The organism is Streptomyces sp. NPDC048441 (genome assembly GCF_043200235.1).
In the GTDB taxonomy this organism is placed as follows: Bacteria; Actinomycetota; Actinomycetes; order Streptomycetales; family Streptomycetaceae; genus Streptomyces.
Genome location: NZ_JBICXM010000017.1, coordinates 29,220 through 42,347, shown reverse-complemented (window position 1 = coordinate 42,347; position 13,128 = coordinate 29,220). Strand labels below are relative to the sequence as shown.

General features: G+C 70.1%; 10 protein-coding genes. 5 read left to right on the top strand and 5 right to left on the bottom strand.

Going from position 1 to position 13,128, the window contains the following annotated elements:
• Positions 1-44: 44 nt before the first annotated feature.
• The 4 genes from ACGFSB_RS32445 to ACGFSB_RS32430 all read right to left on the bottom strand — a co-directional run bounded on the left by ACGFSB_RS32445 (position 45) and on the right by ACGFSB_RS32430 (position 3,689).
• A complete protein-coding gene (locus ACGFSB_RS32445) occupies positions 45-866 on the bottom strand; it encodes an endonuclease I family protein (RefSeq protein ID WP_393406689.1) in 822 nt (273 codons plus the stop codon).
• A gap of 195 nt (positions 867-1,061) precedes the next feature.
• Entirely contained in the window at positions 1,062-1,844 is a 783-nt protein-coding gene (locus ACGFSB_RS32440; protein ID WP_393406687.1) for a thioesterase family protein, read from the bottom strand.
• A gap of 41 nt (positions 1,845-1,885) precedes the next feature.
• Positions 1,886-3,091 (bottom strand): acyl-CoA dehydrogenase, encoded by a 1,206-nt coding sequence (locus ACGFSB_RS32435; RefSeq protein ID WP_393406685.1) that lies wholly within the window; start codon positions 3,089-3,091, stop codon positions 1,886-1,888.
• A 139-nt stretch (positions 3,092-3,230) separates the two neighbouring features.
• Positions 3,231-3,689, bottom strand: coding sequence for an RrF2 family transcriptional regulator (locus ACGFSB_RS32430; protein WP_393406683.1), 459 nt, complete (start codon positions 3,687-3,689; stop codon positions 3,231-3,233).
• Between the two features lie 457 nt (positions 3,690-4,146).
• Between ACGFSB_RS32430 and ACGFSB_RS32425 the strand changes: the two genes are divergently transcribed.
• The 5 genes from ACGFSB_RS32425 (at position 4,147) to ACGFSB_RS32405 (ending at position 11,821) form a co-directional block, all read left to right on the top strand.
• Positions 4,147-5,127 (top strand): TauD/TfdA dioxygenase family protein, encoded by a 981-nt coding sequence (locus ACGFSB_RS32425; RefSeq protein WP_393406680.1) that lies wholly within the window; start codon positions 4,147-4,149, stop codon positions 5,125-5,127.
• A gap of 413 nt (positions 5,128-5,540) precedes the next feature.
• A complete protein-coding gene (locus ACGFSB_RS32420) occupies positions 5,541-5,768 on the top strand; it encodes a type A2 lantipeptide (RefSeq protein WP_393406678.1) in 228 nt (75 codons plus the stop codon).
• A 92-nt stretch (positions 5,769-5,860) separates the two neighbouring features.
• Positions 5,861-6,667 carry an HlyD family efflux transporter periplasmic adaptor subunit gene (locus tag ACGFSB_RS32415; protein ID WP_393406676.1) on the top strand — a complete coding sequence of 269 codons (807 nt, stop codon included), beginning with the start codon at positions 5,861-5,863 and terminating at the stop codon, positions 6,665-6,667.
• Complete coding sequence (locus ACGFSB_RS32410; protein ID WP_393406674.1) at positions 6,664-8,946, top strand: NHLP family bacteriocin export ABC transporter peptidase/permease/ATPase subunit; 2,283 nt, start codon at positions 6,664-6,666, stop codon at positions 8,944-8,946. The genes ACGFSB_RS32415 and ACGFSB_RS32410 overlap by 4 nt, the downstream gene beginning before the upstream one ends.
• A 1-nt stretch (position 8,947) precedes the next feature.
• Positions 8,948-11,821, top strand: coding sequence for an NHLP bacteriocin export ABC transporter permease/ATPase subunit (locus ACGFSB_RS32405; RefSeq protein ID WP_393406672.1), 2,874 nt, complete (start codon positions 8,948-8,950; stop codon positions 11,819-11,821).
• A 39-nt stretch (positions 11,822-11,860) separates the two neighbouring features.
• Here the strand turns inward: ACGFSB_RS32405 and ACGFSB_RS32400 are convergent, their stop codons facing one another.
• Positions 11,861-13,045 carry a serine hydrolase domain-containing protein gene (locus ACGFSB_RS32400; RefSeq protein WP_393406669.1) on the bottom strand — a complete coding sequence of 395 codons (1,185 nt, stop codon included), beginning with the start codon at positions 13,043-13,045 and terminating at the stop codon, positions 11,861-11,863.
• Positions 13,046-13,128: the final 83 nt, after the last annotated feature.

Here is a 13,128-nt window from a genome sequence, read left to right as displayed (position 1 = left end):
TTGTGGCAGCGGCCCAAGGTCGCTGCCACAACGGCGACCGTGATCTACCAGATCGACGCGACCCACTCGGGGTGGTCGATGAACGGGTTCCGGTTGTGCTGGAACTTGTCGAAGATGACCTGGTTGCGGTTCTTCTCGAACGCGTCCGGCGGGTCCTCGTCGCTCCACTGCTTCAGTACGGAAAGACGCCCGATGGCGGGGGCGCTGCCGTTGTCGACCTTGTCGTTGGGCTCGAGGTCGGGGAAGCTGTCCTCTCCGTCGTAGCGCACGGCCATGTAGAGGATCATGCGGGCCACGTCCCCCTTGACGGCGTCACGGGGCTCGAAGGAGTCGGAGTCGGTGTTGTTGCCCGGCGCCTCGCCGACGGCACTGCCGCCGTTGTCGAAGTCCTTGTTGCCGCGGATGCTGTTGACCGAGACATCCTCCGGGCGCAGGTGGTGGATGTCGGTGCCCGGACCCGTCGCGGTGCCGAAGTCGCCGTGGGACTTGGCCCAGACGTGCTCGCGGTTCCACTGGTCGGGGTCGCCGCCGTTGCTGTCCTTGCTCTGCGAGCGGCCGGTGTAGAGGAGGATCACGTTGCTGCTGTTGGCCGGGTCCTGGTCGGTGGCCTTGAGCGCGTCCCAGACCTGGTCGTACGACAGCTTGGTCTGGTCGCTGATGATCGTGTGCAGGGCGCTCTTGAGCTCCGGACCGGTCTTGCCGAGGGCGTCCTTGTAGTACGTGTCGTCATAGGCGCCGACGGAAGCGACGGCAGGCGTGGGGGCCGTGGTCGCGGCGTCGGCGGCGGCCGGGACGGTGATCCCGACGAGGACCGCGGCGGCCGTCATAGCCAGCGGTTTCCAGCGACGTATGTGAGGGACGGGCATGTGGGGGTGTCCTCTCCCGGAGGCTCGCGCGCCGCGGATCCCGCCAACAGGACCTGCTATCTACGCGAGTTGACAAGTGGGTCAACGGGAGAGTGGCACGGGTGGGCGCTTCACTGTATGAACGTTGTGGGTCGACCGTGTGACGATGTCGTGGACACGACATGCGGGGTGAATGGGGCGATCGGCCGAGTTGGCCTACATGGGGCGGACGGTGAGGATCTGCTGTGCCTGTCCCACGGGGCCGGAGATGTCGTGCAGGACGGTGCTCGTGATGCCCTGGCCGGTGGGTCCGAACGTCACCGTGGTGTCGAGTCCCGTCCAACTCCCTTCGGGCTGACGGTGGAGGTGCACGGTGAGGTCGACGTTGGGGAACATCCAGGCGGTGGGCGATTGGCGTACGGCGATGCCGTTGGCGGTGTCGACGAGCGCGATGTAGGACGCGAGCGGGCTCGACGGCTGCCCGGCGACGAGGTCGAGCGGGGTGGAGATCCACGCCGTCGTACGGCCCGGCTGCGGGGGTGCGAGCGGGCGGACGTCCACCGACGCGATGTACCCGCCGGGCCACACGGATGCCATGTGCCAGGGTTCGAGCGCCTCGGGTGGGGTGAGCTTGTCCGCGCCGCCGCCGGCGACCGCGCTGGTGTCGGCGGAAGCGAGGAGCCAGGCACGGGCTCGCACCACCGGACGGTCGGCCATGAGTACGACGGCTTCGATCAGTTCGATGGTGCGTCCCGGCCGGATGGTCTCCACCCGGATCTCGCACTCGTCGAGGGCGAGGCGCCCGAGGATGTCGAAGCTGATCCGGGCCAGGACGAGGCCGCGGTCCGGCCGGGCGGCACGGTAGCGGTCGATGGCGTGGACGATGAGGCCGCCGAGCGGGCTGAAGTGCTGTTCGTCGGTGTCCCATGCGCCACCGGCATGGGAGGTGGGCTTGTAGCGGTGCTCGTCGATGGGCTCGTAGTAGCTGCCGGTGTTCATCCGAAGATCGTACGGACCGGAAGAAAGAGAGGGGCGGACCGCTACTGAAGCCCGTTGAGGTAGTGCTCCCCGATGTCCCGGAGGCGGTGTGCAGCGGAGCTGTGGGCTGTCAGGGCGCGGGCGTTGCGCCAGAACCTGTCGAGGCCCGGGTCGGTCGAAGGGGAGGGCGCGTCGGCGGTGAGTTCGAGGACGCGGGTGGTGATGTGCAGGGCGGCCTTGGCGGTGACCGCCTCGGCCGCTCCGACGAGGAACGCGATGTCGGCACGCTCGTCGGCGCCGAGCGCGGGCCCCGTCCTGAGCCCCTGGGCCAACGCCTCCGCCGCGCGATCCGCCACCGCGGCGGCGGTGTGCGCGGCCGTCGCCAACTCCCCGTAGGCGAGCAGTAGGTAGGGGTCTGTGGGCGGCGGCCCGCAGTCACCGCCGGTGCTGAGTGCTGCCGTCAGAGCCGGGCGCGGCAGTGCGCGGCTGATGTCACGCGCCTCGCCCAGGGCGCCCTCCGCGTTGCCGAGACCGACCTGGACGAGCAGGAGACGGCGGGTCAGCGGCGCGAGCGAGGTGAACGGTGCGATCTCGTGCTCGTCGACGGGAACCGTGCCGAGCACCTGATGCGCGGCCAGCGGTACGTCGTCGTAGCTGACGCCGCCCGCGCCGCTCAGCCGCTGGCCGAGCAGATCGTGCGCCGGTTCGGCCGATACGCCGGGGTGGGCCGGGCTCACATGGACGACCACCCAATCGCCGTTGTCCGTACGCCGTGCCGTGTGGACGAGCCGGTCCGCGACGGCCACGCCCGAAGTCAGGGGCCGCCGCCCGTGCAGGACGTACCCGTCGGCGGCCGGGGTGAGGGCGAGGTCCGCGTCCGTCTGGGCGTCCGGCAGATCGATGTCGCCGCCCCAGAGCCACTGCTCGTGCACGGCGCGCAGTTCGAGCGCGGCGGCGTCGTCCGGCGTGGCGAAGAGGCGTGGACTCCACGACAGGGCGTGGTGATGTGCGAGGAGTTCGGCGATGGAGCTGTCCGCCGCCGCGATGTCCCTGACCGCCGTACACACCGTGCGCCAGTCGCTGCCCCGGCCGCCCTGACTGTCCTGGCCGGACGGCGTCAGGAGAGCGGGCAGCCCTGCCTCGCGCAGCCGCGAGACCTCGTCGAACGGAGGCTTGCCCGCCCGGTCGCGCAGGTCCGCGTCGACGGCGAGGTCGTCGGCGAGTTCCCGGACGATACGCGGCGAGGCGGAGGGGGTCAGCGTTGTCACGGGGACGCCTCACAGATTCCTAGTTTCCCTACCTGATTGATAGGAATAGTGTGCTCGAACTCCTGTCGCGGCAAGGGGGTGTTCAAGGGGTGGAGCGCTTGGTCTCGAAGTGTGGGATTCGGCCCCTAAGGGTTCGTGCTCAAGGGTTCGTCCAGGCCGCGGGATCCGCGGCGAGCGCCGTGACCGGGGTGGGCAGCTCGGCGCCAGCGACATCGGCCAGGGACACGCCCTCGAGGATCTGGCGGACATTCGCCCGCAGCGCGATCCACAGCGGAAGCAGGGACTCCGCGGGCCCGCTGTAGGCCAGCTCCGGGGGGCGCACTCCGCGCACCGACACCAGGGGGCCCTCCACGACGCGGATGACGTCCGCGATGCTGATGGACTCGGCGGCCCTGGCCAGGCGGTAGCCGCCGTTGCCGCCGCGCTGGCTGAGGACGAGACCGCCGCGCCGCATGTCGTTGAGGATGCCTTCGAGGAACTTGTGCGGGATCTCCTGGGCGTCCGCGATGGCCTCGGCCTTCAGCGGCCCGTCGTCCTGGCACGCGGCGAGTTGCAGCGCGGCACGTACCGCGTAGTCCGCCCTGGCTGAGATCCGCATGGCCGCATTATGCTGCACCGCCCCGAACGGAACGCATCGCCCCTGGTCACGGGGCAGCGTCGCGGAGAACGTGCGGCCGTGCGGATCTCCCCGCCGCGCGGCTCGTTGCAGAGTCGTGAAGCGGGCGGGGGAGACCTTGACCGTGCTTCCGGCAGACGGTCATGCTCCTGGACATGACCGCGATGACTCCCCTCGTCCCGCGGCTCCACGTGGATGTGGACCTGGGCCGCCTCGCCTGCTCGGCGTGTCGCCCGCACATGGCCTGACCGCCGCCCGCGTCTTCCCGCGCCGCCGCTCAGCCGGCCGATCCTTCCTGCCTCGCGTCCGCGTGTCTCAACTCGGCCGGTGGCCATGGCGTTCTCTGACGTGCGCCGACGTCTGTCCGCTCCGAAAAGCATCCGAGTATCCGAGCATCCGCGGGCATTCAACGCCCGCCCCACCGAAGGGATTTCACCCCATGACGTCGTCCGCACCCGCAGTCGCGCCCCCCGAGGCTCCCACCGTCACCGTCCAGAAGGTGGGCGGCCGCATCGGCGCCGTGATATCCGGTGTCCGCCTCGGCGGCGACCTGGACGAGGCCACCGTGGCCGCCGTGCGTGCCACGCTCCTCGAGCACAAGGTCGTCTTCTTCCGTGACCAGGAGCACCTCGACGGGGAGAGCCACGAAGCCTTCGCCCGTCTCCTCGGCACCCTCGTCGCGCATCCCACCGTGCCGTCCGTGGACGGCCGTTACGCCCTCGGCATCGACAACGAGCGTGGCGGCCGGGCCAACCAGTGGCACACCGACGTCACGTTCGTGCCCGCCTACCCGGCGTTCTCCATCCTCCGCGCCGAGGTCATCCCGCCGTACGGCGGCAACACGCTGTGGTCCAACACCGCCGCCGCGTACAAGGACCTGCCCGAGCCGCTCCGGGTCCTCGCCGACAGCGTGCGTGGCGTGCACACCAACGACTACGACTACGCTGCCGCCCGCCCCGAAGCCCCCTCCGCGGCACTCGAACAGCACCGCAAGGTGTTCACCGCCGTCACGTTCCAGACCGAGCACCCCGTGGTGCGCGTGCACCCGGAGACGGGTGAACGCACCTTGATCCTGGGCAACTTCCTGCAGAAGCTCAGCGGTTTCCGTGCCGCCGACTCGCGCGCCCTGATCGGCGTGCTCCAGTCACACGTGGAGCGTCCGGAGAACACGGTCCGCTGGCAGTGGCGCGCGGGTGACGTCGCCATCTGGGACAACCGCGCGACACAGCACTACGGGGTGGACGACTCCGACGACCACGAGCGCACCCTGCGCCGCGTCACCATCGACGGGGATGTGCCGGTCGGTGTCGACGGCCGCCGCTCCGTGCTGCTGGTTCCGAAGTCGGTGCCGGAGCCCGTCCATGGAATCGCGTCGGGCGCCTCGACCGACGGCGCGGTCGCCGAGGCCGCGGTGGCCTGAGCCACCGAAGCCCTGGAGGCGGTGTCCCCTTCGGCCATGATTCGGTACTCCTTCAATAAACCTGCACATCGAATACGCAGTCCAGGCACGCTATTCATCGATCGCCCCACGCAAAGTCCTGTGCATTGACCACAGAACTTGCTCTTTGGTGCGCGAGTGTCCGCTTTGTTGGAAGGAGTCCAACTGCTCATGGGATTCCCGTCTGTGAATCTTGTGAAGGAGCTGCTCCCGTGCGGTGAACATGCGTGCACGCAGCGGTGATTCGATGCCTCAACCTCGGTCGAGCGTCGTCTCGTCGATTGGATGTACGACCTGCGAACGTGCTTTGATCCTGGCCACCGCGGAATTCGCACTTCTGGTTCCGCGGTGTTGGAAACACCTTTGCAACATTCATGAGAAGGGCAGCTCACACCATGAACTACACCCCCCAGGTCGAGACCCTCGAGATTTCCGACGCGGACCTCGACAACGTCTCCGGTGGCCTCGTCGCCGGTGTCGCGGGCAACCTCACCAGCACCGCTGACTCCATCGCCCCGGTCTCGGGCGTCGTCGGCGGCCTCGTCGGCACGGTCGAGGGTGCCACCGGTCTGAACACCGGCGCCGTCACGGGCCTGGCCTCCGGCCTGACCGCTGGTCTCTGAGCTTCAGCTCACTGACGCGCCATGATTCGTGAGCCCCGGAACCTCTGGTTCCGGGGCTCACGGACGCCAAGGCAAGGTAAGGGAAGCGTTCCGTGCAGTTCCGTCAACAGGCTCTGTCCAAGCTGCAGTCGCCCGAGGAACTCGACCTTCCGGTGCGCTACGCCCGTCCTCAGGGCCTGCTCGTGCTCGCCGTCACCGTCGTCGTCATGGTCGCCGCGAGCGTCTGGGCCGTGACCGGATCGGTGGCCTCCACGCTCCGCGCACCCGGCATCCTCACGCACGGCCAGGGCAGTTATGTCCTCCAGAGCCCCGTCACCGGGCAGGTGACCCGCGTGCTCGCGGAGGACGGCCAACGGCTCGCCGCCGGCGCTCCCGTGCTCAAAGTCCGTACGGACCAGGGCGACAAGGTCGTACGTGCCATCGCGGCAGGCCGGGTGACCGCTCTGGTCGCCAGGATTGGCACGGTCGTCACCACCGGCGCCGACGTGGCCACCCTGGAGCGTGTGGCGGGCGCCGACGACCCGCTTCTCGCGACGGTCTACGTACCCGCGGACAGCGCGGCCACCGTCCCCGTCGGCGCTTCGGTGGACCTGACCGTCCAGTCCGTGCCCACCGACCAGTACGGCACGCTGCGCGGACGTGTGAAGGCGGTCGGACGAGCCGCCCAGAGCGAGCAGAAGATCACCGGCTTCCTCGGAGACAAGGAACTGGCCGGACAGTTCACCAAGGACGGGCCCCCCGTGGCCGTCCTCGTACAGCTCGAACACTCGTCGTCCGCCAAGTCCGGCTACAAGTGGTCGTCCGCCGGCGGACCGCCCTTCGCGCTCGACTCCATGGCCCTGGCCAGCGGCGCCTTCCACCTCGCCGAGCAGCGCCCGATCGATTGGCTGCTTCCGTGACCGCACCGCACCCCTCCCCGGCACACCAGCAGCAGCTGCCGCCCCCCGGTGGCCGCCGCAGGCACCGCCCCGAGCCCCAGCGCGGCCGCCGCCGTACCGCGCCGCGCCCCACGTCGAAGGGCAAGCGGCAGAAGACCGTTCGTACGCCCACCGTCCTGCAGATGGAAGCCGTGGAGTGCGGCGCCGCCGCCCTCGCCATGGTCCTTGCCCACCACGGACTGCACGTCCCGCTGGAGGAGCTGCGCATCGCGTGCGGTGTCTCCCGTGACGGCTCGCGGGCCAGCAACCTCCTGAAGGCGGCGCGCGGTTACGGCCTCACGGCCAAGGGTATGCAGATGGAACCGGCCGCGCTCGCCGACGTCAAGGCGCCCGCGATCCTCTTCTGGGAGTTCAACCACTACGTCGTGTACGACGGCATGGGGCGCCGCCTCGGCCGCCGCGGCGTGTACATCAACGACCCGGACAAGGGCCGCCGGTTCGTCCCGTCGGAGGACTTCGACACCAGCTTCACCGGGGTCGTCCTGGTCCTGGAGCCGGGCGACGACTTCCGTCCGGGAGGCCGCAAGCCCGGCATCATGAGGGCGCTCCCCGCGCGGTTGCGCGGCACCACAGGCACGATGCTCGCCGCGCTCTTCGCCAGCCTGCTGCTCGTGGCGGTCGGCGCGGCACTGCCCGCGCTCAGCCGGACGTACATCGATCTGTTCCTGATCGGCGATCAGACCTCCCTCCTGGGCGCGCTGTTCGCTTCGATGGGCGCGATGGTGGCGCTCACGGTGGTCCTGACCTGGCTGCAACAGGCGAATCTGCTGCGCGGCCGCATCATCTCCTCCACCCTGAGCAGCGCCCGCTTCCTGCGCCATCTGCTGCGCCTGCCCGTCACGTTCTACGCCCAGCGAAGTCCCGCCGACCTCGTGCAGCGCCTCGCGTCCAACGACGCGGTCGCCGAGACCCTGGCCCGCGACCTCACGGCCGCCGGGGTCGACGGCATCGTCGTACTCCTCTACGCGGCCCTGCTGTGGACGTACGACCCGCAGCTCACGCTCGTCGGCGTCGGCATCGCGCTCCTGAACATCGTCGCGATGCGCATCGTCATCCGGCTGCGCGCCACCGGCACCCAGAAGCTGCGCGCCGACAGCGCCAAGCTCACCAACACCTCGTACACCGGCCTGCAGTTGATCGAGACCATGAAGGCCACCGGTGGCGAGAACGGCTACTTCCGGCGGTGGGCGGGCCAGCACGCCACCACCCTGGAGGAGCAGCAGCGCCTCGGTGTGCCCAGTGCCTGGCTCGGCGTCGTCGCGCCGACGCTCGCGACGCTCAACAGCGCGCTGATCCTGTGGATCGGCGGCCTGCGCGCGGTGGAGGGGCATCTGTCGATCGGTCTGCTCGTCGCCTTCCAGGCCCTGGTCACCCGCTTCACCGCGCCGATCACCCGGCTCAATGGTGTCGCGGGCCGCATCCAGGACTTCGCCGCCGACGTCGCCCGCCTCAAGGACGTCGAGAACTTCCCCGTCGACACCCTCTACTCGCGCCCCGAACCGGCCGCGAGCACCCGCCGCCTCAAGGGCCACGTCACGCTCGAAGAGATCACCTTCGGCTACAGCCCGCTCGACAAGCCGCTCCTGACCGGCTTCTCCCTGTCGGTCGGCCCCGGCCAGCAGGTCGCCCTCGTCGGCGGCTCGGGCAGCGGCAAGTCGACCGTCTCCCGGCTGATATCAGGGCTCTACAGCCCCTGGGAGGGCACGATCCGCATCGACGGACAGCGCCTGGAGGACATCCCGCGCGGCGCGCTCGCCGCCTCCGTCTCCTTCGTCGACCAGGACGTCTTCCTCTTCGAGGGCACCATCCGCGACAACGTCGCGCTGTGGGACCCGTCCATCCCGGACGACGCCGTCGTCGCCGCCCTCAAGGACGCCTGCCTGTACGAGGTCGTGGCCCGCAGGCCCGGCGGCATCCACGGCCGCGTCGAGCAGGACGGCCGGAACTTCTCCGGCGGGCAGCGCCAGCGCCTGGAGATCGCCCGCGCTCTGGTCCGCCGCCCCAGCATCCTCGTCCTCGATGAGGTGACGAGCGCCCTGGACGCGGAGACCGAGCGGGTCATCATCGACAACCTGCGCCGCCGCGGCTGCGCCTGCGTCGTCATCGCGCACCGGCTGAGCACGGTGCGGGACAGCGACGAGATCGTCGTCCTCGACCACGGCTCGGTCGTGGAGCGCGGACGCCACGAGTACCTGGTCGCCGCGGGCGGGCCCTACGCCGACCTGGTCAAGGAGCACTGAGGTGACCTCGGTACCGGAACAGCACGCCGGGTACACGCACACCCCGTACACGGACGACGCGGTCGCCGCCGCCTTCGGCGCGCTCGGCACACCGGCCGACTGCACGGACCTGCGCAGCGTGCACCTCGAAGGCCCGCAAGTCCTCTGGCTCGTCGTGGCGGGCGCCCTCGACCTGTTCGCGGTCGACGCCGTACAGCAGGGCCACTGGCACTTCCTCGGCCGCCTCGAACCGGGCACCCTGCTCCTCGGCCCCGTCGAAGGCCCCCAGCACACCCTCGTCGGACGCCCCCTCCAGGGCTGCGAGCTGCGCCGGATCCCGCTGCGCGAGCTGTACCGCCCGGACTACGGCGACACCTGGGCGTACGAGCAGCAGTACCCCAGCCAGTACGACACCCAGGACCAGGCCCTGAGCCTCCTGGAGCACGCCTTCGCGCTCGGCATCGGACGCAGCCACCGGGTGCTGTTCGAGGCGCCGCTCGACGGCCGCGTCATGGGCGACGACATGGTGACCGACGACGACATCCTGTGGATGCCGGTCGCGCCGGGCAGCGTGCAGTACGGCGCTGCCTACAGCGCGGAGGCGGCAGGCGATCTGCTCGTCGCCTCGGACATGTGGCAGCGCATGGTCAATCAGCAGTACCGACTGCTCTCGACCCTGGACCGCTGGATCGAACGCCTCGAGCGGGCCCACGAGGACCGTACGGCGGCGGGCATCAAGGCGGGCGAGACGGTCCGTGAGCAGGCCGACCGGACGCTGATCGCATCCATCGGCCGCTCGGGCAGGGGCAGTTCACGCCCCACGGATCCCCGGGGCGGCGACGACACGACGTACGCGGCGTGCCGTCTTGTCGCCGAAGCGGCGGGCATCAGGCTGTCCGGCGCGGCGGACGGCGGCGCGGTGAGCGACCGGATCGACCCGGTGGAGCAGGTCGCGGTGGCCTCGCGCATCCGGACCCGCGCCGTACGGCTCGACGGCCGCTGGTGGCGCGAGAACGCGGGGCCCCTGGTGGGGCGCCGTGCCGCGAGCGGGCAGCCGGTCGCGCTCCTCTGGCGGCGCGGCGGCTACGAGTCGGTGCACCCCATCTCCGGGCGCCGCGCGCGCGTCGACGAGAGCAACGCGGAGGAGTTCGAGCCGCAGGGCGTCATGTTCTACCGTCCGCTGCCTGAACGGACGTTGACGCCCTGGCACCTTTTCCGCTTCAGCCTGCGGGGCACTGGCGGCGACGTACGCAACCTCGTGATCGGCATTCTGGTGACCGTCGCGATCGGGGCGGTGGTCCCGATCGCGACGGGACAGGTGCTCGGCGTGTTCGTCCCGAACGCGGAGAAGAGCCTCATCGTCCAGGTGTCCCTGGCGGTGATGATCACCAGCATCGTCTCCGCGGCCTTCATGCTGCTCCAGAACCTCACCATCCTGCGGATGGAGGGCCGGATGGAGAGCGCGCTCCAACCAGCGGTCTGGGACCGCCTGTTGCGCCTGCCCACGCGCTTCTTCGCTTCTCGGTCGACAGGTGAACTGGCGAGCGCCGCGATGGGCGTGAGCGCCATCCGCAGGGTCCTGTCCGGCATCGGTCCCGTCGCACTCCAGTCGGGCACGGTCGGCGCGATGAACCTCGTCCTGCTGCTCTGCTACAGCGTCCCGCTCGCGCTGGCCGCCCTCGGGATGCTGGCCGTCATCGCCGCGGTGTTCCTCACCCTCGGCCTGTGGGAACTGCGCTGGCAGCGCCGCCTTGTCGAACTCGGCAACAAGCTCAACAACCAGGCGTTCCAGACCCTGCGCGGCCTGCCCAAGCTCCGGGTCGCAGCGGCGGAGAGCTTCGCGTACGCGGCATGGGCGGGGGAGTTCGCGCGCAGCCGGGAGTTGCAGCAGCGGGCAGGCCGCATCAAGAACGTGACGACGGTACTCAACGCCGTCTACCTCCCGCTCTGCACCCTCATCATGTTCATCCTCCTCGCGGGCCCGGCCCGCGGCAGCCTCACCGCGGGCGAGTTCTTGACCTTCAGCACGGCCGTGACGATGCTCCTGACGTCCGTCACGCAACTCACCGGGGCCTTGATCTCGGCGGCCGCGGTGCTCCCGATGTTTGAACAGATCAAGCCAGTACTGGACGAGGCACCGGAGGTACGGGGCGCGAGCACCCAGCCGGGCGAACTCCTGGGCGAGATCGAGGCCCGCGCCCTGTCCTTCCGCTACACGGACGACGGCCCCTTGGTCCTCGACGACGTATCCCTTGCCATCAGGCCGGGCGAGTTCGTTGCGGTCGTCGGCCCGAGCGGCTGCGGCAAGTCGACGCTCCTTCGCCTCCTGATCGGCTTCGACAAACCGGTCGCGGGCAGTGTCCTGTACGACGGCCAGGACCTCTCGGCCCTCGACCAGGCGGCCGTGCGCCGCCAGTGCGGTGTCGTCCTGCAGAACGCCCAGCCGCTCACCGGCTCCATCCTGGACTGCATCTGCGGCGCCGAGACGTTCACGCAGGAGGAGGCGTGGGAGGCAGCGGCGATGGCGGGCCTCGCCGAGGACATCAAGCGTATGCCGATGGGCCTGCACACGATGATCTCCGGCGGTGGAGCGGTCTCGGGCGGCCAGCGCCAGCGCCTGATGATCGCCCAGGCCCTGATCCGCCGCCCTCGCGTCCTCTTCTTCGACGAGGCGACGAGCGCCCTGGACAACGAGACGCAACGCACGGTGATCGACAGCACCCGCGCCCTGAACGCCACCCGCATCGTCATCGCCCACCGCCTCTCGACGGTGATGGACGCGGACCGCGTCATCGTCATGGCGGAGGGCCGGGTAGTCCAGCAGGGGCCGCCCGCACAGCTGTTGGCGGATACGGGCGGGCGACTGCATGAGCTGGTGCGGCGGCAGATGCAGTGATCCCGGGGCGCGTACAACCTGGGTGAACCGTCTGCTGCCTCAGGCGCCGGCCCCGGCCGCGTACCGCCAGAAGTCCCGCATCAGATCCGGGAAGCTGGGACCGCCCATCTGCAACTGGCTGAACATCAGGGTGACCGTGCCGGTGGACGGGATGATGTGCGCTGTCGTGCCGGTGCCGCCGACCCAGCCGTAGCGCCCCGGGACGCTCCACGGTTCGATGGTCTCGACGTCCACCGCGCCGCCGAAACCCCAGCCCATCCCTTCGAGGAAGAGACCGGTGGACTCCCGCTCGGACGTGGTGAGCTGATTGGTGGTCATCTGCCGCACCGAATCGCGCGCGAGCAGCCGCCGCCCGTCCGCCGCCGTCCCCTCGGCGAGCAGCATCCGCCCGAAGGCGAGCCAGTCGTCGAGGGTCCCGACCAGGCCTCCGGCGCCGGACGGGAACGGCGGCAGGGTGCTCCACTGTCCGTCGGGGGCGTCGAGCAGCTCGAGTCCGCTCGCCGGATCGCGCTCGGGGCCTGCTTCCGGACCCGCCGCGTAGTAGCTGGTGAAGCGGTCGAGTTTGCCGGGGGGCACCGAGAAGGCGGCGTCGGTCATCCCGAGCGGCTCGAAGATCCGCTCGGCCAGGAAATCGGGCAGTGGTACTCCCGTGACCCGTGAGATCAGCACGCCCTGGAGGTCGGAGCTGAGGTTGTACAGCCAGCCGTCGCCCGGCTGGTGCAGGAGTGGGATACGGGACAGCGCGGCCATCCAGGCGTCCGGAGCCGGGACGGCCTGCGGCTGCGGAGGCCCCTGCTTCAACTCGCTGAACAGCGGCGCGAGCGCGGGCAGCGAGAAGTCGGAGGGGAACCCGTGCCCGGCGCGGGAGGCGAGCAGATGGAAGACGGTGATCGGCCGGACCGCCGGGACCACGTCGTCCACCGGCGAGCCCGGAGTGCGGACGACACTAGGCGACGCCAGCTCCGGGAGCCACTGCCCGACCGGGTCGTCGAGCGAGATCCGGCCCTCCTCTACGAGCATCATGACGGCGGCGGCGACGATGGGTTTGGTCAGCGACGCGATACGGAAGATCGAATCCCTGGCCATCGGGGCAGTGCCCTCGACGTCGACGGACCCGACCGCCGCGACCTCCTCGCTCCGGTCACCACGGGCCACCAGGCCCACCGCTCCCGCCACGGAACTGTTGCTGACGTGCGTCTCCAGAGTTTTGCGCAGATCGGCCATGCGTACACCCTCTCAGCAGTGACCTGGCCGTGAGCGTTAAAAACCCGGTCCGCGGGTCGCGGCGCCATCGCGCCACGACCCGC